Here is a 23916-nt window from a genome sequence, read left to right on the forward strand (position 1 = left end):
TATGAAAACGTTTCGTACATATAGCATAAAGCTTATATTCTTATTCTTGTTTTTTCTAATATTTCAAGGATTTTCACAAGAGAAAGAGGCTGTAGAATTGCCTGAGTATTCAAAATATAAAGATTTAGGTACAAAGACCTGGATCAATACTTATGGTAATATTAGAATTGGCAAACGCTTATTTTGGGATGCGCAAACCCACCTTAGATTAGAAGAAACAGAAGCTACACCATTTTTTGGTCAGGTAGCCCAGGTATATAATAGACATGCCATTGGGTATATTCACTCTAAATATTTTAATGTTCGATTAGGTGGAGTTTTAAGACTTAACTTCAATACTGATGAAGCTTCTACAGATCGTAACTTAGTACCAGAATGGCGTATTTGGCATCAATATCAGTTTGCACAATCACTTGCCAGTATGATGATTTATCATCGTATTCGTATAGAACATAGATGGACACAAGGTTTTGCCGAAAATAGTGAATACATCTTTAGAAATCGTTGGAGGTATATGTTTAGAATGAAAATTCCTCTGAACAATCACAAGTTAAAACCAAAAACTTTTTACGTTGCACCAGAGGCAGAATTGATCATGCAAAGTGGAAAAGCGGTTGTTGCAAGCCCTATGGAAGATTTGCGTTTAACCACTACACTAGGTTATATTCTAACGCCAAGATTAACAGTTGCGGCAGGAGCAATGTATTCCCAAGGGCAAGATTTAGCTAACGGAGGATATTATAAGCAAAGCTGGGCAATGAGATTTCATGTTTACTATTCTCCTGATTTTAGAAAGGTAAAGAACAAACTTCCTGAAATTCACTTAACGGACTAGAGGGTCAGTAATAAGAAAAGTATGAAAAAAAAGGATATTACATTATACAGTTTGCTTGCTATCATTTCTGCACTAGCTCTTTATTTCGGAGTTAAATCCAGTACTCTAGAAAATGAGATAGGGGAGAGTAGCAAGGCAAAAGAGGAATTGGATGTACTTGTAACCGGTAATAAAGAATTAGTGGCAATTGATTCTGTATTAATGGAAGGTGATTATAATAAAGCAATTGAATCTTATAATACCACACTTCAAAATCATGAAGAGCTGAACAGCGTTATTCCTTTACGTATTGCCCTTGCTCAAAAATTAATGCAAAATAATACGGTAAATACTTCTGAAAAGGGAACAGAAAAAATCTCTGTAGATTCAATTGCTGTAGCTCCGGTTTCGCAAAGTGAAATAAGAAGTATTGATTCTCTTAATTTTGCCCTAGAAAAAGCACGAGTTCAGTTAAATAACATGCGTAAGCAACTGAACAATAAATCTTTTGGTGAATATCTAAGTTTTACTAGTAAAAAAGGAACTGGTCTACATTATGTAGGTCAAGTGAAAAACAATAAGGCTAATGGTGTAGGTATTGCTGTTCTTGAAACCGGTAGCAGGTATGAAGGTGAATGGAAAGACAATTTACGTGAAGGCAACGGTACTTTTTATTGGCCTGATGGTGAATATTATATTGGCAGCTATAAAGATGACATGCGAAATGGTGAGGGAACATATTTTTGGCCAAACGGTGAAAAATATAAAGGACAGTGGAAAAACGACAAGCGAAATGGCAAAGGTATTTTTCACAAGAAAGAAGGCTCTGTTATTAGTGGCATTTGGGAGAATGATAAGCTTAAGGAAGCGGACAAATTGAACAAAAAATAGTACCGGAATTTATTTTGCATAAATTTTATCAAATAGATCAGTTCTAATCTCAATAAAGAATTGTCAAAATAAGAAAATCGCAAAAATCATCTTGAACGTATGTTTTGCGTAATGGTTTAAGTAACTTTAGGTCTTAACCAAACTATTATTCAAACCTAAATGAAATCGTTCTTTCGTTACCTAGCCATTGCATCATTTGTATGCATTTCTTCATCCCTTTTTTCTCAAGATTTTTCAGCATTGGAGTATCGTACAATTGGTCCATCAAGAGGTGGTCGTGTTACCACGGTTACCGGTACACCTGTTTTACCGGGCACTTTTTACCTGGGAGCTTCAGGTGCTGGAGTATGGAAAACCGATGATTATGGTACATCTTGGAACAATGTTTCTGACGGATTTTTTGATACGCCCTCTATTGGAGCTATTGAAGTTGCCGTCAATGACCCTAATATAGTTTATGTTGGTACTGGTTCTGATGGACTACGTAGTAACATCATTAGTGGTAAAGGAGTTTATAAATCTATAGATGCCGGAGAAACTTGGGATCATATCGGTTTGGCAAAAGCAGGACAAATAGGAGCGGTTGAAATTGACCCTACCAATAGCAATATCGTTTGGGTTGCAGCAATTGGCGATGCATTCAAAGCAAATGAAGAACGTGGTATTTACAAAACTATAGATGGTGGTGTTACTTGGAAAAAGATGCTACACATATCTAACACAACCGGATTTGCAGATTTAGAGCTATTACCCGGAAACCCTAATGTTGTTTATGCTGCTGCTTGGAAAGCACAACGTACACCTTGGACTATTATATCTGGAGGAGAAAACAAAGAAGGAGGAATCTATAAATCTGTAAATGGCGGTAAAGATTGGATTAAACTAGAAACAGGATTACCACAAGGACTAATCGGTAAAATAGATTTAGCAGTTTCAGCAGTAGACTCAAGTATTCTTTATGCGGTAATTGAAGCTCCTGGTGATGAAGGCGGTGTATACAAATCTGTAGATCAAGGTAAAACCTTTGTACAGACATCTAATCATAAAGGGTTGGTCAATAGACCTTTCTATTATATTAATATAGAATTAGACCCTACCAATCCTGACATAGTGTATTCAAATGCCAACCCATTATTAAAGTCTATCGATGGCGGAAAAAATTGGACGATGATGTCGGTTCCACACGGCGATAATCATGATATTTGGTTAAACCCTAATAATCCAGATTTACTAATACAATGTAATGATGGTGGTGCCAATGTTTCTCATAATGGTGGTAAAACATGGTCATCACAATTCAATCAGCCAACGGCAGAGATATATCAAGTTGCTGTGGATGACCAATATCCTTATTGGATCTATGGTGCACAACAAGATAATACCACCATTGCCATACCAAGTTCAGCACCTAGTGGAACTTCCGCTCAGGGTACGCAGGTTATGATTGAGGTAGGTGGTTGTGAAACTGGTCCGTCAATCCCAAAACCAGGAAATCATAATATCGTTTATAACAATTGCAAAGGTCGTTTTAGTGTCTATAACAAAATTACTGGAGTAGGTAGGGAATATTCTATTGGTGCTTCTAATATTTATGGTCATAATCCTAAAGATTTAAAATATCGTTTTCAACGTGTAGCTCCTGTTCATGTTTCACCTCATGATCCAGATGTTGTGTATATGGGTTCGCAGTTTGTGCATAAAACAAGAAATGACGGTGTTATTTGGGAAACCATTTCTCAGGATTTAACAGCTTTTGAAGCTGACAAGCAAGTGATTTCAGGCAGTCCGATTACTAGAGATATTACTGGTGAAGAATATTACAGTACTATATATTCCATAAGAGAATCAAAAATTAAAAAAGATTTAATCTGGACAGGATCTAATGATGGTGTGGTTTCTTTGACACAAGATGGCGGACAAACTTGGACGACTGTAACACCTAAGAAAATGCCTAAAGGTGGTAGAGTGGAGTCTATTGAACCTTCTCAATTTAATCCTGCCACTGCCTATATATCTGTAGATAGACATTTATTAGGTGATACTACTCCATATTTCTATAGAACGGAAGATTATGGTAAAACTTGGGAGTTATTGAGTACTGCTACAAACGGAATTCCGTCTGACTATACCGCTAAAGTATTACGTGAAGACCCTGAAACAGCGGGAGTCTTATATGCAGGTACTGAATACGGCATGTTCGTTTCTTTAAACGATGGACAAGATTGGAAATCTTTTCAGCAAAATTTACCGGTAACACCAATTACCGATATCATTATCAAAAGAGGTGATTTGGTTTTAAGTACTATGGGGCGTGGTTTTTGGGTATTGGATAACATTACCTCTTTAAGAGATTCTGCTATTGCTAATTTAGATGATACCCCTGTATTGTTTAAACCAGATAATACCTTTAGATATCGTACGCCAAGAAGAGCAAAAGGATTTCCTGACTATCCTTCAACGGGAGTTCTAATTGATTACTACCTACCAAAAGAACTTAAAAGCGAAGTGCAATTAGAAATTTTAGATGCTAACAATCAATCTATAGCAACTATCATAAGTGACTCTACAAAAGTGAAATCTACTAAAGAAGAAGTAGAGAACATGGGGCTTAGTATGGCTTTTAGTTACTTTGACAATAAATTAGAAACTAAAAAAGGTATTAATAGGTTTCAATGGGATATGCGCCAAAAAGGAGCATGGAGCGACAAAGAATCTAGAAGCTACAAAAATGGACCTATGGTGCCACCCGGAACATATACAGCGAAATTAACTGTGGGTGAAGAAACATTTGAGCAAACTTTTGAAATTCTGGTTGATCCAAGATTAGCTGAAGAAGGCATCGATGAAACAATTATAAAAGATCATTTAGTTTTTGAAAATAAAGTTTTAGCGCTACTGACCGAGGCTAGAAAATTTCAATCGCAATTAGAGAAAGAAATCAAGAAAACAACAGGAGACAAAAAAGCTTCTTTAGAGAAAACATTAAAAGCAATCAAGAATGATGAAGGAGCTTATCCGCAGCAAATGCTAGTGCCTCAAATTGCCTATTTATCTTACATCGTTGGCGGTGCAGATAAAATACCTGGCAATGAAGAAGTAGAGCGTTTAAAAGAGCTTCAATTACAGTTTAATACCATAAAAAATCAAGTGGAATTGAACTAAACTAAAAATGGGCAATTGCAGTTTAAATAGTAATTGCCCAAAAATTCTCATCGATAAAATTCCACTTTCTGTATAAAAATATAAGGTAGACTTCTATTCCTTTTTAATAAGGAAGTATAAAGTTTCACATTTGGTGTGTTAATTATAAACACGCTTAAATGAAACATTATATATTCATAGCTGTCATTCTACTTACCCAATTTACATTTGGTCAAGATGTAGAAACCAATACGACTTCAAAAATATGGTCGTTAGAAGATTGTATTTCTTATGCCATTGAGCATAATATCACTTTAAAAGATGCCGATTTAAATACTAGTATTTCTGAAGTAGATTACAATCAGTCCAAATCTGCCAAACTACCGAATCTTTTTGGTAGTGCTTCTCAAAATTTTTCTAGCGGTACTTCTATTGACCCCATAACCAGTGATTATGTTTCCGACCAAATACTTAGTACCAATCTTGGAATAAATAGTTCTGTTACACTCTTTCAGGGAAATCAGTTAACCAATCAGGTGAAGCAGAACAAACTTTTAATTGAACAAAATAGTTTATTGGCACAAGAGGCCAAAAACAATATTGTTATCAGCATATTAGAATCATATCTACAAACACTATATAGTAAAGAAGGAATTACTATTGCCGAAAACAATCTTAATGCCTCTGAAAAAGAGGTAAATCGGGCAAAATCTAGATTGGAAGCCGGTACTATTGCTTTGAGCGATTATACTGAAGCGCAAAGTCAAGCCGCAACTAATAAATACAATGTCATTGCAGCTAAAAACGACTATGAACTAAACATCATCACGCTAAAGCAGTTATTAGAATTATCTCCATTAGAAGATTTACAGATTGAAACCGTGGATGAAAATGAAGATTTAATTCACCTTGAGTTAAATAGAGAGGCTATTTATACCAACGCCCTTTCATACTTACCGGAAGTGGAAGCTAGTGCAACCACTATAGAAATTAATGAAAAAGAGCTAGATATAGCAAAAGGCGGTTATTTACCAACGTTGTCATTGACCGGTAGTGTTGGATCTGGTTACACAAGTATTAGCGACAACAATTTCACCGATCAATTAGATGTCAATTTTAATCAAAGATTGGGATTAAGTCTTAGTATACCAATCTTCAATAGAAACCAAACTAAGTCCGCGGTACAAATTGCATCTTTTAATATAGAAAAAGCCGAAATACAAAAACAAACAGTAGAAAAAGAGGTAATTAAAAAAGTAGAAACAGCGTACCAAAACGCATTATCATCGCAAGAACAGCTAGTTGCTGCAGAAGCATCACAAGATGCCGCAGAACAGTCGTATAATCTAGCTCAAAAGAAATATGAGTTGGGAGATTTAAGTACTACAGACCTTGTAGTCAGTCAAAATACATATACAAATGCACAACAGAATTATTTACAATCTAAATACCTAAATATTTTATACCATCAATTATTACAATTCTATCAAGGAAACGAAATTAAACTTTAATCAAAATGAAAAATAAAAAAAATATCATAATAGGCGGTGTCATTTTGGTCATCTTGGCTTTTGTTGCATATAGCTTTTTTAAGGGTGATGATACTGTTGCTATTGAAGCCAAAACAGTAGCTGCCAAAAAAGGTGATGTAACTACAATGGTAACAGCAACAGGAACTATTGAACCTATAAATCAAGTTGATGTAGGTACGCAAGTTTCGGGTGTTGTAGAGAAGATCTATGTGGATTATAACAGTGTAGTTACAGAAGGACAATTGATTGCTGAATTAGATAAAACCAATCTTAGAGCTGCTATGATACAGGCACAAGCTTCATATGATAACGCGGTAAGCAATCGTAATTATTTACAAACTATTTACGATAGACAAAAGTCCCTATATGACAATCAAGTCATTAGCAAATCTGATTATGACGATGCCTTTTTCAATTATGAGACTGCAAAAGGTACGGTTACACAACGTTTATCTGATCTACAGCAAGCGAGAACCAACTTAGGCTATGCCAATATCTATTCTCCTATAGATGGGGTGGTGCTGTCAAGAGATATAGATGAGGGACAGACGGTTGCCGCAAGTTACAGTACACCAACACTATTTACCATTGCCCAAGATTTAAAAGAAATGCAAGTGGAAGCTGACGTTGATGAGGCCGATATAGGTGTAGTAAAAGAGGGACAACGTGTAAGTTTTACTGTGGATGCCTACCAAGGTCAAGAATTTGAAGGTGAGGTAACGCAGGTAAGGTTGGACCCTACAATTACATCGAACGTGGTGACCTATACAGTGGTTATTAAAGCCGATAATCCTGATTTAAGATTGAAACCAGGTCTTACAGCTACCATTTCAATCTACACTTTAGAATTAAAAGATGTGCTATCCGTAGAAGCGAAGGCTATAAATTTTAAGCCGACTCCCCCTGAAATGATGGCTTATAATGAACAAGAAGAATTGACTGTGGAACCTCCAAAAGGTGGGGGACCAAAACCTGATGAAAATGATGATAGTACAAGGGTTTGGGTTCTCGAATCCAATGGTGCTATTTCTCCAAAAAAGGTGACTTTAGGAGCTAGTGATGGGGTAAATGTTCAAATATTAAGTGGTATTAATGAAGGAGATAAACTGGTGTATAGTTTAAAATCAGAAACTACTCAATCTGGTGCCCCAGCAGGAGGTGCAGAAGAGAGTCCGTTTATGCCACAACGCCCAGGAGGTAAAAAGAAATAACCATGAGCAAAGAAATCATAAAAATTGAAGACTTAAAGCGTGAGTTTACGATGGGTACCGAAACGGTTCATGCCCTACGTGGGATATCATTTACTATTGAAGAAGGTGAATTTGTAACCATCATGGGTTCTAGTGGATCTGGTAAGAGTACGATGCTTAATATTTTAGGATGTTTGGACCAACCCACATCGGGCACCTATGAAATTGATGGTGTAAGCATGAAAGATTTAAGTAGAAATGAATTGGCGACAATCAGAAATGAAAAAATCGGATTCATATTTCAATCATATAATCTTTTAGCTAGAACTTCAGCCATTGAGAATGTAGAGCTACCACTTTTATATAATAGTAAAGTATCTACAGAAGAACGCAGGGAACGTGCTATTAAAGCTCTTGAAATGGTTGGTTTAGGAGATAGATTACATCATACTCCTTCTCAACTTTCTGGTGGTCAGCAGCAGCGTGTGGCCATTGCAAGATCTTTAGTAAATAACCCGGTAATGATATTGGCCGATGAGGCAACAGGAAATTTGGATACGAGAACATCTTATGAAATTATGTCGCTATTTCAAGATTTGAACAAACAGGGAATTACCATCACATTCGTTACTCATGAGCCAGATATAGCAACATTTAGCAGTAGAACAATTGTATTAAAAGATGGTAGTATTATGCAAGATTATAAGAACCATAAAGTACAATCTGCAGCGGAGGAATTGGCAAAATTACCACAAGAAAATCATTGATTATGAGAATATTAAATCTACTTAAAATTGCATTCAAGGCTATTGTTCTCAACAAAATGAGAACATTACTGACCATGCTTGGTATTATTATAGGTGTAGCATCTGTAATTGCAATGCTTGCCATTGGTGAAGGTTCTAAAGAAAGCATAAGAAGTACCATTTCTAGCATGGGATCTAATATGATTACCATAAGACCTGGTACCGATGATAGGGGTCCGGCGAGAGGTAGCGGTGGTGATGTTCAGACCTTAACGTTAGACAACTATGAGGTAATCAAAGAAAAATCTACGCTATTAAGTTACATTACACCAGTGGTGAATGGTGGCGGACAAGTAATTAGCGGAGCCAACAACTGGCCCAGTACCATTTACGGTGTAAACCCAGATTATCTAGAAATTAAAGTTGTTGGTCTTCAAAGCGGTAGCATGTTCACCGATGCCGAAGTAAAATCTGCCTCTAAGGTGGTCATTCTTGGGCAAACGGTAGTCGATAATGTATTTCCTGATGGGCAAGAACCAGTAGGGCAAATGATACGTTTTGATAATATTCCGTTTAAGGTAATAGGAGTTTTAGAAGAAAAAGGGGAAAATACCTTTGGTCAAGATCAAGATGATGTTGTAATTGCACCATACACTACGGTACAAAAACGAATTTTGGCAATAGATTATTTGAATCAAATAATGGGGTCGGCCGTTAGCGAAGATGACGCTCCTGATGCTGTTATAGAGGTCACCGATATTCTACGTGAAGAACATAAGCTCATGGATAATGAAGAAGATGATTTTACCGTACGGTCTATGGAAGAATTAATATCAACATTTAGTTCTACTAGTGAAATGCTAACTGTACTTTTAGTTGCTGTTGCCAGTATTTCATTGCTTATTGGTGGTATTGGCATTATGAATATCATGTACGTATCAGTAAAGGAGCGTACTAAAGAAATAGGTCTTCGTATGGCGGTAGGTGGTAAAGGATCAGATATTTTGTTGCAGTTTCTGATAGAAGCAATTTTAATAAGTATTACGGGCGGTGTGCTTGGTGTATTATTAGGGCTTAGCGCTACTGTTTTAATTGAAAAGTTCTTACATTGGCCTACAAGCGTAGCGATGTATTCTATAATAATTTCGTTTGCTGTTTGTGCAGTTACAGGTATTTTCTTTGGATGGTATCCTGCAAGAAAAGCTTCTGCTTTAGACCCGATTACAGCTTTACGTTATGAATAAATAATTATGTACAAGAATAAAAAAATAGTAATTGCGCAGCATCTTATAATTTGGCTGGTGTTGTTTAGCATGCCCTTCGTTCTATCTTACGGGCAAGATTTGGATACAAATAGGTTGATTGCACATTTCTTAATACCAATGTTGTTCTATGCCGTAATATTTTATTTAAACTTTTTTGTACTCATAGACAGGTTTCTTTTTGCAAAGAAAACGCTGATTTTTATCATCGTCAATTTAGTCTTAATCGGTTTCTTTATTTTATTGAAAGAGTTTATTGAAGATAATTATTTTAGCGAACTAATTAATAATAGACCCCCAAATGCAAATAGGGAAGGACCACCGTTTAAATTGTTCATATATGTGCAAATGTTATCCTATGCGGCTCCTGTATTACTGTCCATAGCTATTAAATCGACTAAAAAATGGGTGAAGACAGAAGCAGAGCGAAAAGAAGCTGATAATTTTAAGTTACAAACAGAATTACAACATCTAAGATATCAACTTCAACCGCATTTCTTTTTCAACTCTTTAAACAACATCTATTCATTGGTTGATATTTCGCCGGATAAAGCTAAATCTACCATACATAGTTTAGGTAAACTAATGCGGTATTTGCTTTATGAAACGAATACAGAATTGGTGACACTTTCAAAGGAAATTGAATTTATGAGAAAGTATATCGAGTTAATGAAGTTAAGATTAACAGATAAAACTGAAGTAGAATCTAGTTTTCCAGTTAGTGATTCACAAATTAAAATTTCGCCATTATTATTTATATCTTTAATTGAGAATGCTTTTAAACACGGTGTTTCTGCCAGTACAAAAAGTATGATTTCTATTGACATGGCTATTAAAGGAAATAAGGTGGATTTCACTATTGAAAATCATAATTTTCCAAAACAAGATAGTGACAAAAGTGGTAGTGGCATTGGTTTACCGAACTTGGAAAAACGACTACAATTATTATATCCAAATAAACATTCTTTCAAAAAAGAACTTAGAGATGGTGTCTACAAGGTCAATTTGCAGATAGAGACTTAACTAGCGATTTGAATAGAATTAATTACAAATTTGTAATTATAATCATATGAAAATTAACTTATTACTGATTATTTCACTCATAGTACAAATTCACCTTTTTGCACACGAAGGTGGTCATGGAGACCCTTTAAGACAGTGGGAATTACCAGCCAATAATAAAATTATCAAAGCTAATTTTATATCATATGAAAACGGTGAAGTTTGGCTTATGGACGGTAATCATACTATTCAAACTTTTCAAATTACAGACTTTACAGAAGCTGATCAAAAGTTTATTAAAACTAAGAATGAATTCATTCATTCTTTAAATAGCAGCGCAACTATTGAGGTTGATTCACAATCATTATCAAGTTTTCAATGGGCACTTATTGGTTTAGGTGGTTTCCTTATGTCCTTTTCCATTTTTAAGCTTTTAAAACGAAAAAAAATCGTGTACTTGACTCACGGAGTACTTGGTTTAAGTGTAATTTTAATAATATCATGTAAGAATACCGGTAATACTAAATCAAACACAATACAAGTACCGGCAAATGACATTTCGCTGATGCAAACCTTTTTTAAAAAATTTGACGGTGTTACAACATATGCAGATGAGAACTACCTCTATGTTTCATCAAATGGATTACCAGATCATGACATGATGGTTGGTATTACAAACTGGCAGCAACAAGTACCTATCAAACAAAATTATACGGGTGATAATAGTTGGGCTATACCTACGCATCCAAAAATGGCAGAACATCCACTTTCTACAAAAACGAATCTCTTAAAAGGTGCAATTGCGGTTGCTGTAAATGGTATTCCAATTTTTAATCCTTTAAACAATAGAGGTGAAGATGCTAATGCTATTGGAGAATTAGATAATTGGGGCGGACATTGTGGTCGTGCAGATGATTACCATTATCATTTACCACCGTTACATTTACAAAATCAAGTAGGAGAAGGCAACCCGGTAGCCTATGCCGTTGATGGTTTTCCTGTTTATGGAAAAACAACGGAGACTCTAGACGAATACTTAGGTATATTAAACTCAGACGGATCTTATGAATACCACACTATTGATGAATATCCCTATTTTATTGCAGGTATGAGAGGTGAAGTAGTGCTAGATCCTAAAACCAAAGCTCCTGAAAACCAAGTTTATCCACAACCTAGAACGCAACAACTTAGACCTGCATTAAGACCTTTACGCGGAGCTGAAATTATAAATTTTGAATCTACAAGTACTAACGCGTACTCTTTAACTTATCACTTAGATTCTAAAGACTATATTATAAATTATGGATGGAATAAGGAAAATGTTTACACCTACGAATTCTTAAATCCTGATGGAACATCAACTATAGAAACGTACAAAACTAGAAAATAATGAAACAAACTTCACTAGTAATACTTACGCTTATTTCTTTTACAATAATTGGTTGTAAGAATAGTAACAAAACTGCACAAACAGAGACAACACCACAGTCAGATATTAGTATTTACAAAGGTACAGCTTCAGTTTCTCAAGGACTAGCAACAGTTGAAACTGAAAACATATACGATTGTGATAGAGGTAGAAAAGCACCTATTGGAACATCTACAGCAATAGATGGTAGTAGCTGGACTGTACCGTCAATAGTTAATTTTACGGATGATAATTTCCCTTTGGCTTCAGATTTGTTCAACCCGTGTACCAAAGTTGAATATGCTTCTGCAGAAGAGGCTTTAGCAGCATTAGATGGTAAAGATATCGTTGAAGTAGATGCAGATGGCGAAGTAATTACGGCCTACATATTTGCTGACAATTATTTTGAAATGTACATAAACGGTATGCCTGTTGGTAAAGACAATGTGCCTTTTACTCAATTTAATTCTAACATTGTTCGGTTTAAAGTAAACACCCCTTTTACTATAGCTATGAAATTAGTGGATTGGGAAGAGAATAGTGGGCTAGGATCAGAAAGCAATAGGGGAAAAGCATTTCACCCTGGAGATGGTGGTATGGTTGGCGTTTTTAAAGATGCCAACAATGAAATTATTGCCACTACAAATTCAAATTGGAAAGCACAGACTTATTATACCGCACCTATAAAAGATTTATCATGCGTTTCTGAAGAAGGTGCTTTGAGATTAAGTGATAATTGCAGTACCGAAGATTCAGATGATGGAACCTCTTACTTTGCCTTACACTGGAAAACTCCATCAGATTGGCAATCAACAAGCTTTGATGATAGTCAATGGCCTAATGCATCTGAATATGCAAATGATGTTATTGGAGTCGACAACAAACCGTCATATACCAACTTTACAGATATTTTCGATAATAATTCTGCTGATGCCCAGTTTATATGGTCTACTAATGTAATTTTGGATAACGAAGTGCTTGTTAGGTATACTGTAGAATAAATATCTGATTGTAAAGTAACTGATTAAATACAAGAAAACACTGTTCTTTAATTTATCTTAATAACTAATATGGAAGCTATTCAAATTACCTGTATGATTGTTGATGATGAACCTATGGCTGTCAATTTAGTTGAAAGCTATGTAGAGAAGACCCCGTATTTAACGCTCAAAAAAAAGTGTAGTAGTGCTATTGAAGCCATGCAATATTTAAATACGGAAAAGATAGACCTACTTTTTTTGGATATTCAAATGCCCGATTTAACGGGACTGGAATTCTCCAAAATGTTACCAAAAGAATCTCGGGTAATTTTCACTACAGCTTTTGACCAATATGCTTTAGAGGGCTTTAAAGTAGAAGCTTTGGACTATCTACTTAAACCTTTTGATTATGCCGAATTTTTAACCGCTGCAAATAAGGCGTTAGAATGGTTTTCATTAGTCAGAAAAGGAGCTACTACTGCTAAAATTGTTTCGGATGAAAAAGAGTTTCTTTTCGTTAAATCTGAATACAAACAATTACGCATTAAACTTGCCGATGTGCTGTATTTTGAAGGGTTGAAAGACTATATTAAAATTTGGCTGAAAGACAACCCAAAGCCAATTCTAACATTGATGAGCCTTAAAAGTTTGGAAGAAGAATTGCCCACATCTAATTTTATGCGTGTACATAGATCTTTCATTGTATCTCTAAAATATGTTGAAATTATCGAGCGTAGCCAAATCATAATCAACAAACAACGCATTACGGTATCTGAACAATACAAGCCCCGATTTCTAGAATATATTAACGACAACTCTTTGAATTCTTAAGGGTTAGATTGATGCGTTACTGCTATATTATTAATTGAGGTAATTTTATATTTCTTCTCATTAAGTCTACTTGGCGGTAACTATTAATTTTATTCGAAATTGATAGTTATGAGCAGAGGATTTGTAAAAGAAGAGGATCAGGAAGAAATACCAATGGTACCACCAAGGGCGGACTTGCCATTAGGCGCCACCAACTATGTAACCGAAATAGGTTTACATAAATTATTAAGTGAGAAGAACAGACTGATTACCGATAAGGAATTGTCCCATCAAGATAATGAAAAGGAACAACGCATTGCCATTAATTTAATAAATGCCAAATTACAGCTATTGAATGAGCGTATTTCTTCGGCAAAAGTTGTAAAACTAAACGACCAACCGTTAAACGAAGTTCGTTTTGGAGCTATAGTCTCTTTATTAATAGGTGATGCTATAACACCTAAAGAGTTTCAAATTGTAGGGGTAGATGAGGCTAATATTGCAGATGATAAAATTTCTTTTCTTTCACCCATTGCAAGAGTGCTAATTGGCAAAAAAGTAAATGAAATTGCTGTACTTCAAATTGGACAAACCGACCGTACATTTAAAATTGTAGGTATTCTATACTCTTAGTCCAAGAATTAAACAATTCATTCTCACAACTTAACACTTCAAAAACTAACTGTTAATCAGTTAATTAAAATAAGTTATTTCTTTCTAATATTTTAATTATAATTTCTTTTTGAGCCTGTTTTTCTTTTTTCACGGTCAATCTTAATTGAATATTACATCTAGTTTTGAAAAAAATGACAGTTTTAACCTTAAGGGTAAAACGTAGAATGTCATTTATTAACAAGGAATTATCTTAGAATAAATCTGTATAAACAAAAAATTATGAAAACTAGAAATATTAAAAATTTAGCACTTATCGCCTTTGCCGCACTAGCATTAGGATCTTGTAAAGACCAAGCAAAAATGGACGCTGACAAAAAAGCTATGGAAGAAAAAGTAGCCATGGAAGAGGCTAACGTTAAGGCTGAAGAAATGAAAATGAAAGAGGAAGCTAAGAAAAAAGAAATGATGGCTACCAGTATTGCCGCTGTTGCCAGTAAAAATGAGGAATTATCAACACTAGTATCTGCAGTAAAGGCAGCCGATTTAGATAAAATGTTATCAGAACCTGGTAGTTATACCGTATTTGCACCATCTAATAATGCATTTGAAAAATTACCTAAAAAAATGTCGATTGCAGAACTAGGGAAACCTGAAAATAAAGAGATGCTGACCAAGGTGTTACAATACCACGTAGTATCGGGAGTAATTACTAGTGATAAATTGGTAGCCGCAATTAAAGGAGCTAACGGTAAATATACATTTACAACTGTGGGTGGTAAGGATTTGACGGCAAGTCTTAAAAATGATAAGATTGAGCTAAAAGACGAGAAAGGAAATAAAACCGAAGTTGTTTTAGGGAATGTAAAAGCTTCTAACGGAGTAGTACACGTTATTAATGATGTGCTTTTAATGAAGTAAAAAAAAGAAAAATGCTAAAAAAAAGAGGACCAAATTGGTCCTCTTTTTTTATGTTTTAAAATAACAACTATTCTTCGCTGCTCATGACATCACTTAGCTCCAGCTCTTCATCCATAGTGTCGTCAACCGGTACTGAATCTTTCAATATGTTGAATTTCTCAACACGCTCCATATCATCTTCTTCACCAGAGAAATAAGGGAATACGTCCATTATAGGAGATTCTGATATTGACGGTACAGAGTATTCACCCATGGTATCTTTCATTACACTTATGGTATTGTCATAAGCTTCCTTTACATCGTTTGCCTGAATCAACAAATACATATTGGTCTTACGCTCCTTACCGCTTTCTTCGTCAAAGGCAATTAAAGAAACTTTAGATTTAAACCATCTGTCCGAATTTTCGAACGGATGAATCTCGGCAAAATTTGCGACCTTAATATTGGTGATTTTAATTTCTTCCGTATCGCTTAAGTAAGCTGACATTTCTTCGGTAATTCTACTCTCGGCTTCGGTATAGGAAATGGCATCAACCAAAAAAGGCTCTGTTTTCACCTTTAACATTCCTGAAGCTTCGTCTAGCTTTCTATATTTTATTTTACACTCGTACCACGTTGCACTCATAATTTGCTTTTATTTTGGGGTGCTAAATATACTTCTTAGTCATAGTTTGAAAAGCCAAAAAATGCAATAGATATTCACAATTTAGGGGTGATGAGTGTAGTCTACTTAAAATTAGACACTTAGAAGTCTTTCAATAATTTCTGAAATATTGAACAATTGTATAATATAAAATTGGAAAGAATTACGAATTAAAACAATTCATCTTTTACCCGGTCATAATAAGAATCACTAACGGGTATCATAACCTCTGACAGTAGTAAATCTCTACCTTTTAAGCCGGTTACACTGTTTTTATTAATGATATATGATCTATGCACTCTCATAAACATAGCACTTGGCAACTCTTGTTCTAAGGCTTTTAAACGTTGATTGCTTATAATTTTCTTGTCAGCCATATGGAAGGTAACATACTCACTATCGCTTACGATATACTGAATATCTTCAAATTTCACCTTATGTAAATCATAGCCGGATTTAATAGTAAATGAATCGGACTTTTCTACTATTTTATTGCTTTTCACCTTATTTACAGCAGTAACAAAACGTTCAAACGTTATTGGTTTTAATAGATAATCTACTGCATTTAATTCATATCCTTCCAAAGCATATTGAGAGTATGCTGTGGTAAAAATTATCTTAGTATTAGAATCTACCATTTTAGCAAAATCAGTCCCCTTGATCTCGGGCATTTGAATGTCCAAAAACAAAACATCTACATCATGTTCTTTCATTAATTGTAAAGCCTCTAACGGATTTTCAGCCTCTCCCACCAAATTCAAAAAATCTAATTTTTCGATATAACTTATCAGTAGGGCTCGTGCCAATTCTTCGTCATCTACGACTATACAATTTATACTATTCATTCAACTGCAGTTTTAAATTCACTTTAAAAGCCTCTGTGGTTTCATTAATTAGTAATTCATGACGGTTAGGATATAGAATTGCCAATCGTTTCTTTACATTATCTATCCCAATACCGCCAACATCATCCTTTATTACCTTAAATTCAGGTTTACTGTTCTCTAGCTCAAAATCAATACTACTTTCGGTAGCAGTAATTTTAAGATTAATAAAGGTTCCTGTTACTTTTTCAATATTACTATGCTTTAAGGCATTTTCCAAAAAAGGAATCAATAACATAGGTACTATTTCAACATTTTGATTCTCAATTGAAAAAGTCGTCGTTATAGGATATGTTTTACTACTCTTAAGACAAAATAGTTTTATGTAATTTTCAATGTAATCTATCTCCTTGTAAAGTGGCACAATTTCTTGCTCGCACTCGTATAAAACATACCTAAGCATATCTGACAAGTAGCTAATACTCTGTTGTGTTCTTCCAGAATCTATAGCAGACAATGCATATATATTGTTCAAAGCATTGAATAAAAAATGCGGATTGATCTGTGATTTCAATAGCTTCAATTCTGTTTGTAAAGCCTCATTTTTATTGATTACTATTTCCTCCTCTTTTCGCTGAGCAAATAAAAATAGTTCAACAAGGGTAGCAATTACATAGGCTAAAGCAATCAATAACAAATTAATGAAATATCTTGAAGGTGGTCTACGATTAATATCTAATGGAGGTCCATCTTCAAATCTAGGTCCCGTTCCTGGTCCGCCAGCTCCGGGTCTCTGTCCAAATCCAGGACCAGGCATCTGTCTTATCGTATTTTCAGACCCTAGTATTTGATCAGGAACAATATTGGTTAAAATTAGCGTGACCACAAAAACCGTAATTATAGAGACTATAGTAAATGTTACATACTTTTTTTTAAGTAATAATTGTGGAACCGTATAGTAAATCAATATCGCAATTACTACAATCTGGAACAAGAGTGCCAATCCATTTTCAACTGCAAATTGAATATCACTGCCACTAAAAATCCAAGCAGTTGACCAAATCAGTAACCATAGGGCTACATGAAATATAAAATTCTTATGTCTGTTCATGATGCAAATAAAAGGAATAAAAATTCAAACATACCCCGTAAATATGGCGATAAACAGGTTATACTAAAGAGTTCGCTGTTTATAATATGGCATTCACTTAAAAGTAAACAGCAAATACTTAATACGCTCATATTACATTAAAGTTTCTTACATCTTTGTATTCGAATATTAACTATAAAATTAAAATATATGAAACGTATTACTTTAAAAACAGGATTACTTTTTGCAATGTTAGTTGCATTTGGAACTGTAGCTGTTAACGCACAATCTAGAGGAGAAAGAAAAGAACCACCTACATATGCCAAACTTTTAGAAGAGATGGATGCAGATGAAGATGGTCAGCTTTCTGAAGATGAAGTAAAAGGTCCTTTAAAGGATAATTTTTCTGAAATAGATACCAATGAAGATGGTTTTATTTCTGAAGAAGAATTCGACGAGGCTCCAAAACCAAAAGGAAGACCTAGAAACTAAGTTTTCCTCAATATTGAAGAGAATTATAATTTCAATAATTTGTTTGTTAGCTTGAAGCTTCACGATAATTCGTGAAGCTTTTACTACCAAAAGGGAAATATTTTATTTAATGATATTCAGAAAGGTTAGAAGTAAACTATTAAAACTAGAAAAGTTCAAAACCTATTTAGTATATGCTTTAGGTGAAATTCTGCTGATCGTAATTGGTCTTTTAATTGCATGGAAAATCAATGATTTAAATGAATCTAGAAAAAATAGAATCGTAGAAGTAAAAATCTATAAAAGCTTAAGTCAAGAGCTAAACACCAATTTGGGAGTATTAGATAGTGCTATTGCAGATTACACTAAAAATATTCAAACCTTACAAAATACCATCAACTACTTAGGTGTGGAACCCACGGACCTAACATCGGACGCCAAATCAATGATTGTTAATTTAAACTATCATAAAACCATCGTTAGAGATGAAGCGATAAACTCTATAAACGCCACCAATAAGTTTGAATTTATTGAAAGTGATTCCCTTAAAAAGCTTATTGCTGCTTACCCGAACGAACTTGATAATTTCAACATACAACAGGGTAAGATTGAGAATATTATTACCGAGCGATTAAAACCGGTTATAGAAAAGCATATTTCTTTAATAGAAATTTTACCGGAAGACAGTTATAATTATCAGCGGATAAAAAATTATGGCAATTCGTCTAACTATTCTGAATTACTTGTTAGTAGGGAATATCAAAATAGTGTAATAGATAGATTGCTGCAGACCAAAGATCAGCTTACAATTGCTAGGAACTTAAGAAATAAAACAAAAATAATTGCCACAAAATTGAATCAAGAACTGAACAGATCCTAAACACTTTAAAACAACATCAATTTAAACCATTGAACTATGATACAGAAAAGTAAATATCACGTTTTAGCTTTCTCTATTTTCACCTTTGTCATTATCAGTTTTGTTGGCTGTAGTAACGAAGATGCCTCTTCAGATGATTTGGTGACCGAAGATGGTGAAGATACGGTTACCACTAACGACTCTACAGATGAAGACACAAATGTGGTAAGCGTAGATGCTTCATATTTTTATACCGAAGATGGGTCGGTTACCATAACCTTGGTACCATGTACACTATCAGATGGTACAGAAACCGATTGCTATGAAATAGTAACAACGAGCTTGCCCGGTGATCATGAAATGGGACCTTGGTGCCCCGGTAATATTGAAGATGACGCTACAGAAGGTGGTATTTGGTTAGAAGGTGGTGAAGTATATGATGTTGATGGTGCCTTTGTAGAGAATTTAGCTGAATTCTATAACGATGATAATTGGATGATGTATGATGAAAACGGAGACATTTATATTACAGAAACCGAAGATGATTGTATTAATGCAGCCAACCCAAACGTTGGTGCTGAATACGAAAATTTTTGTGTTGAATGCCTACCTTCCTATATAACCGATCTAAGTCAGACTTGGACCATACCCATCACTCCAGTGGCTCAAAATACTTCAGTACTTTTTAATACCGCTGCACAAGGTCCGCAAACAACCACTGCACCATCTACCCGTGGTGTTGCCTTAAACGGTATCGAATTTTCTGCTCCGGCACCTGTAGATAATATTCTTGGCGCCTATACCTTGGCACCTTTTGACGATGCCGGTGGTCATATCAACGTACACCAAGGATATCATTATCATGCTGCTACCGGTTTTAGTACCAAGATTGTTCAAGAAGATGGTCATGCCGCATTAATAGGTTATGCTCTAGACGGTTTCGGTATTTACGAACTATCGGACAGTAGTGGTGAAGAGGCTACTGGCTTAGATGAATTAAGAGGCCATGAAGATGACACCAGAGGTTATCATTACCACGTAGATGCAGCAGGGAACAATAACTTTATCGATGGATTAAAGGGTGCGTACGTAAATTAAAAATCAAGGATATGAAAAAGTATATATCAGTTTGTATCGTAGTGCTATGTTCCATGCTAGGTTATGCTCATAACCCAGATATCTCTACCACAATGCTGGTAGAAAAAGGAGATGGCACATGGATACTACAGATCAGTTCTTCATTAACTGCTTTTCAACAAGAGGTTAGAACCCATTTTACCGAAACTCCTTATAATTCCCCCGAGGAGTTTCAACAAATGGTTTTAGAGCATATTAAGAATAACCTTGAAATTAGTTATAACAATGGCTCAAAAATCAACTTTGGTCAAGGTATAGTAAAGCTAGGTCATGAAACTAAAGTCGTATTCGAAGTATTTGGAATACCTTCTAATTTACAGTCCTTACAGGTAACAAACACCACCTTTAAGGATATTGGTAGAAGCCAAAGTGCGCTGTTTTTATTTAAAGACGGTTTTCAAAAAGACCAGTTTGTTTTAAATAACGAGAATGGTCATACACAAGAACTTATAGCAAGCGGAAATAAGTTTATTGAGCCTAACGAACAGAATGCAAGCTTCAATTCTACTTTTGCCATAATAATCGTAATTAGTCTTTTGGTATTTAGCTTTATCGTTCAAAAGACCATTCTTTCAAAAGTTCCTATTGAATAACCTAACTATTACAATTAGCGGTTAGATTTTTTGATTTTTACAACCTATCAAAAATTCATCAACTTTAAAACATCGGTCATTCGCTTAATACAGTCGGTAGTTCACTGATTATTGAAAATTCCATATAAACATATGATTATACTTGTGCCGTAAACTTAAATGGTCATAAAAAAAACACATATTTATCCAACTAAGAATACATTGAGCGACACTTATAAAACTCCATTAAATTAACAATTATGAGAAAAAACAGTTTAAATAGAATACCAAAATCTTCGCTAGTTATAGCCTTGTCATTTATAACACTTTTAGCATGTAGTAGTGATAGTGTAGATGATGATGTTCTTGAAGATATTGTAAGTTCTGATAGTGAAGAGGAAGATGAAGAAATTGCTACTGAACTGCATGCTGCATACAGTGCTTTTAATACAGATGCAGTTACCATTTATTTAGATGGATCTGAGGTAGTCATTGAGACCACAGGTTTGCCTAATCATGAAACTGTTTATTGGGGAGAGGGTAATTCTCTTTATAGAGAGGAAGATGATGTGGATAAAACCCCTAGCATTATGTCCAGCAATAATAATGCAACAACTATTCGTGTAGATGCTACCCCTAATTTAACGGGGAGCACTGTAGAAACAGAATTGAATACTATTGGTATAGCAGTAAGTGGTTCCTCAATATTTAATGATCAAGAAGGTGGTGGGGCGTTAGACCAAGCTGCAGGTAGTTTAGACTGGACAGGTGCTCATATTGGTCCTGGAGTTTATCATTATCATTTAGAGCCTAAAGCTTTTACGGATGATGATGATAACCTAGTAGGTATATTATTGGATGGCGTTTTTCTTTACGGAAGAAAATGTAGTGCAACCGGAGATTATCCTACGGATTTAGATGCTTCTGGCGGACATACTTCCACTACACAATATACCGATGGTGAAGAGGAATATCACTACCATATCATTAATGAGGTATATTCAACAACAGGTTCGTACTTGGCTTTTGCCGGTCCATACCAAGGATACTAATATTTATGAAATTCACTTCTCTTTATTTATTCGTTTCGCTTTTGTTCATTTCATTGAACAGCTGTAAACATGCACCTGAAACAACAGAAAGTAAGGAAGAGCAATTGGTTATTGAAAATGTAACTAAGTTTAAGGAAGAATTAGAACTAAATCAATTAGAAGGTACATGGTATTATAAAAACTCACCTTATGATGGCTATTCATTAGCTTTACATGAGAATGGGCAACTGGCTGAAAAGGTGGGTTTTATTGAAGGAAAAAGACAAGGTGTTGTACAAAGGTTTTCCACAAACGGCGTATTGCGGGTAGAGTATTATTATAAAGATAACAGAATAGAAGGCAGTTATAAATCATGGTGGGAAAATGGACAATTGGCGCAAGATGCCATGTATGTAAATGGCAAAATGCATGGTAAGGAGAAAAAATGGTATCCAGACGGTCAATTGGCAAAAGAACGCAATTTAGTAAATGGACAAGAGGAGGGATTACAAAAAGCGTGGCTAAAAAACGGAACCTTGTATGTTAATTACGAAGCTAAAAACGGACGTATTTTTGGATTGAGAAGAGCCAATTCTTGCTATCAATTAGAGGATGAAGTTGTAATTAGATCAGAAAACGAATTATTATGAACAAGACAGTACTTTCTATAGTTGTTGTATTTCTTTTTGCTGCTTGTAAACAAACAGTGAAAAAAGAGAACATACAGGTTAAAGAGACCAGTAGGGTAGAGCACTTGCCTTATTATAATGATGAATCATTTACCCCACATTGGATAACTCCTAATACTGAAGAAGAAAAACAATTTCACAAAATTCCTGATTTTAAGCTGGTTGATCAGTTAGGAGATACATTGACCCAGAAGTCTTTCGAAAACCAAATTTATATTACTGATTTCTTTTTTACTACTTGCCCTGGTATTTGTCTTAAAATGACAAATAATATGACCAAGGTACAAGAGGCTTTTTTAGACAATGATGAAGTAGCTATTCTTTCACATTCAGTAACTCCTTCAATAGATTCCGTTTCTGTATTGAAGACATATGCTGAAAAAAACGGAGTTATTGATTCTAAATGGCACTTGGTGACCGGTGATAAGAACGAAATTTATAATTTAGGAAGAAACGAATATTTTGTAGAAAACGACTTAGGAATTCCAAAAGATATTAATGATTTTCTACACACAGAAAACTTTCTGCTCATTGATAAAAACAAGCATATACGAGGTATTTATAACGGATTAAATAGAGCATCTATAGCGCAATTGATAACGGACACTGAGGCTTTACTTAACGAAATCTAATACTGGAGATAGTTTTAAATTCTGCTATTTCTAAAATACAAAAATATTCTTGCTATCATTCTAAAAGTGTAACTTACAACTACAAAACAATGATAATGAACAAGATAGTTTATTACGTAGCTATTTCTATTGACGGATTTATCTGTGGACTTGATGGTGATATTAGCGGATTTGTAGGTGAGGGTAGTGGGATCACAAAATATAGGTCAGATTTAAAGGAATTTGAAACTACGATCATGGGTAAAGACACTTATGAATTTGGATATGCCTACGGATTAAAACCTGGGCAGCCAGCGTATGCGCACATGCAGCATTATATTTTCTCTAAATCTTTACAGTTCGATAATAAAAGTGATCAAGTACATATTATTTCTGAATATGACTTAGATAAAATTAAAGAACTGAAACAAAACTCAACCACAGATATTTACTTATGTGGAGGTGGCGTTTTTGCCGGATGGCTTTTTGATAATCAACTTATAGACGTCATTAAGGTAAAAATCAACCCCTTGATCTTAGGAGCTGGTGTACGATTATTTGGGGAATCTACATCTGGTTATCAATTAGTACTCACGGACACCGAATCTTATGATGGTGGACTGGTATTTAATACGTATTCTATAAATTATAATTCGTAATATTTTAAAACAAAATAGTCC

The 23916-nt window shown here is 34.8% G+C and carries 24 protein-coding genes; 21 read left to right on the forward strand and 3 right to left on the reverse strand.

Going from position 1 to position 23916, the window contains the following annotated elements; all coding sequences use genetic code 11:
- Position 1: 1 nt before the first annotated feature.
- The 13 genes from P177_RS10150 (at position 2) to P177_RS10210 (ending at position 15309) form a co-directional block, all read left to right on the forward strand.
- Entirely contained in the window at positions 2-835 is an 834-nt protein-coding gene (locus P177_RS10150) for a DUF2490 domain-containing protein (protein ID WP_036154437.1), read from the forward strand.
- Between the two features lie 21 nt (positions 836-856).
- Positions 857-1705 carry an MORN repeat-containing protein gene (locus tag P177_RS19425; protein WP_051941797.1) on the forward strand — a complete coding sequence of 283 codons (849 nt, stop codon included), beginning with the start codon at positions 857-859 and terminating at the stop codon, positions 1703-1705.
- A 159-nt stretch (positions 1706-1864) separates the two neighbouring features.
- Complete coding sequence (locus tag P177_RS10160; protein ID WP_036154440.1) at positions 1865-4867, forward strand: WD40/YVTN/BNR-like repeat-containing protein; 3003 nt, start codon at positions 1865-1867, stop codon at positions 4865-4867.
- Positions 4868-5025: 158 nt separating this feature from the next.
- Positions 5026-6357 carry a TolC family protein gene (locus P177_RS10165; RefSeq protein ID WP_036154442.1) on the forward strand — a complete coding sequence of 444 codons (1332 nt, stop codon included), beginning with the start codon at positions 5026-5028 and terminating at the stop codon, positions 6355-6357.
- Positions 6357-7589, forward strand: a complete 1233-nt coding sequence (locus P177_RS10170; RefSeq protein WP_036154444.1) for an efflux RND transporter periplasmic adaptor subunit — start codon at positions 6357-6359, stop codon at positions 7587-7589. The genes P177_RS10165 and P177_RS10170 overlap by 1 nt, the downstream gene beginning before the upstream one ends.
- A 2-nt stretch (positions 7590-7591) precedes the next feature.
- The gene (locus P177_RS10175; protein ID WP_036154447.1) at positions 7592-8335 is read left to right on the forward strand and encodes an ABC transporter ATP-binding protein; all 744 of its coding nucleotides are present in this window, start codon (positions 7592-7594) and stop codon (positions 8333-8335) included.
- A gap of 2 nt (positions 8336-8337) precedes the next feature.
- Entirely contained in the window at positions 8338-9558 is a 1221-nt protein-coding gene (locus tag P177_RS10180) for an ABC transporter permease (protein ID WP_036154449.1), read from the forward strand.
- A gap of 6 nt (positions 9559-9564) precedes the next feature.
- Complete coding sequence (locus P177_RS10185; RefSeq protein WP_036154451.1) at positions 9565-10599, forward strand: sensor histidine kinase; 1035 nt, start codon at positions 9565-9567, stop codon at positions 10597-10599.
- Positions 10600-10645: 46 nt separating this feature from the next.
- Entirely contained in the window at positions 10646-11968 is a 1323-nt protein-coding gene (locus P177_RS10190) for a YHYH protein (RefSeq protein ID WP_036154453.1), read from the forward strand.
- Positions 11968-12987 (forward strand): hypothetical protein, encoded by a 1020-nt coding sequence (locus tag P177_RS10195; RefSeq protein WP_036154455.1) that lies wholly within the window; start codon positions 11968-11970, stop codon positions 12985-12987. The genes P177_RS10190 and P177_RS10195 overlap by 1 nt, the downstream gene beginning before the upstream one ends.
- 69 nt (positions 12988-13056) lie before the next feature.
- Positions 13057-13797 (forward strand): LytR/AlgR family response regulator transcription factor, encoded by a 741-nt coding sequence (locus P177_RS10200; protein WP_209435187.1) that lies wholly within the window; start codon positions 13057-13059, stop codon positions 13795-13797.
- Positions 13798-13905: 108 nt separating this feature from the next.
- The gene (locus P177_RS10205; protein WP_036154457.1) at positions 13906-14409 is read left to right on the forward strand and encodes a GreA/GreB family elongation factor; all 504 of its coding nucleotides are present in this window, start codon (positions 13906-13908) and stop codon (positions 14407-14409) included.
- A gap of 261 nt (positions 14410-14670) precedes the next feature.
- Positions 14671-15309, forward strand: coding sequence for a fasciclin domain-containing protein (locus P177_RS10210; protein WP_036154458.1), 639 nt, complete (start codon positions 14671-14673; stop codon positions 15307-15309).
- Between the two features lie 67 nt (positions 15310-15376).
- Here the strand turns inward: P177_RS10210 and P177_RS10215 are convergent, their stop codons facing one another.
- From P177_RS10215 to P177_RS10225, 3 genes are all read right to left on the reverse strand, one after another.
- Positions 15377-15934 (reverse strand): DUF4494 domain-containing protein, encoded by a 558-nt coding sequence (locus tag P177_RS10215; protein WP_036154461.1) that lies wholly within the window; start codon positions 15932-15934, stop codon positions 15377-15379.
- A 188-nt stretch (positions 15935-16122) separates the two neighbouring features.
- Entirely contained in the window at positions 16123-16797 is a 675-nt protein-coding gene (locus tag P177_RS10220; RefSeq protein WP_036154462.1) for a LytR/AlgR family response regulator transcription factor, read from the reverse strand.
- The gene (locus tag P177_RS10225) at positions 16790-17887 is read right to left on the reverse strand and encodes a sensor histidine kinase (RefSeq protein ID WP_036154465.1); all 1098 of its coding nucleotides are present in this window, start codon (positions 17885-17887) and stop codon (positions 16790-16792) included. The genes P177_RS10220 and P177_RS10225 overlap by 8 nt, the downstream gene beginning before the upstream one ends.
- 189 nt (positions 17888-18076) lie before the next feature.
- On the opposite strand from P177_RS10225, the gene P177_RS10230 reads away from it, so the two are divergent.
- The 8 genes from P177_RS10230 to P177_RS10265 all read left to right on the forward strand — a co-directional run bounded on the left by P177_RS10230 (position 18077) and on the right by P177_RS10265 (position 23895).
- Positions 18077-18358: an EF-hand domain-containing protein gene (locus P177_RS10230; RefSeq protein WP_036154467.1), complete on the forward strand. Its 282-nt coding sequence runs from the start codon at positions 18077-18079 to the stop codon at positions 18356-18358.
- A 109-nt stretch (positions 18359-18467) separates the two neighbouring features.
- The gene (locus P177_RS10235) at positions 18468-19217 is read left to right on the forward strand and encodes a hypothetical protein (RefSeq protein WP_036154469.1); all 750 of its coding nucleotides are present in this window, start codon (positions 18468-18470) and stop codon (positions 19215-19217) included.
- 36 nt (positions 19218-19253) lie between these two features.
- Positions 19254-20294: a YHYH protein gene (locus tag P177_RS10240; RefSeq protein WP_051941798.1), complete on the forward strand. Its 1041-nt coding sequence runs from the start codon at positions 19254-19256 to the stop codon at positions 20292-20294.
- Between the two features lie 11 nt (positions 20295-20305).
- On the forward strand, positions 20306-20926 hold the full coding sequence (locus P177_RS10245; RefSeq protein WP_036154471.1) for a hypothetical protein: 621 nt from the start codon (positions 20306-20308) through the stop codon (positions 20924-20926).
- Positions 20927-21165: 239 nt separating this feature from the next.
- Entirely contained in the window at positions 21166-21957 is a 792-nt protein-coding gene (locus tag P177_RS10250; RefSeq protein WP_036154472.1) for a YHYH protein, read from the forward strand.
- Between the two features lie 5 nt (positions 21958-21962).
- Positions 21963-22586, forward strand: a complete 624-nt coding sequence (locus tag P177_RS10255) for a toxin-antitoxin system YwqK family antitoxin (protein ID WP_036154474.1) — start codon at positions 21963-21965, stop codon at positions 22584-22586.
- The gene (locus tag P177_RS10260; protein WP_084684666.1) at positions 22583-23257 is read left to right on the forward strand and encodes an SCO family protein; all 675 of its coding nucleotides are present in this window, start codon (positions 22583-22585) and stop codon (positions 23255-23257) included. Before P177_RS10255 ends, P177_RS10260 begins: the two co-directional genes overlap by 4 nt.
- A 95-nt stretch (positions 23258-23352) precedes the next feature.
- Positions 23353-23895, forward strand: coding sequence for a dihydrofolate reductase family protein (locus P177_RS10265; protein WP_036154478.1), 543 nt, complete (start codon positions 23353-23355; stop codon positions 23893-23895).
- Positions 23896-23916: the final 21 nt, after the last annotated feature.

The organism is Maribacter forsetii DSM 18668 (genome assembly GCF_000744105.1).
GTDB classification, from domain to species: domain Bacteria; phylum Bacteroidota; class Bacteroidia; order Flavobacteriales; family Flavobacteriaceae; genus Maribacter; species Maribacter forsetii.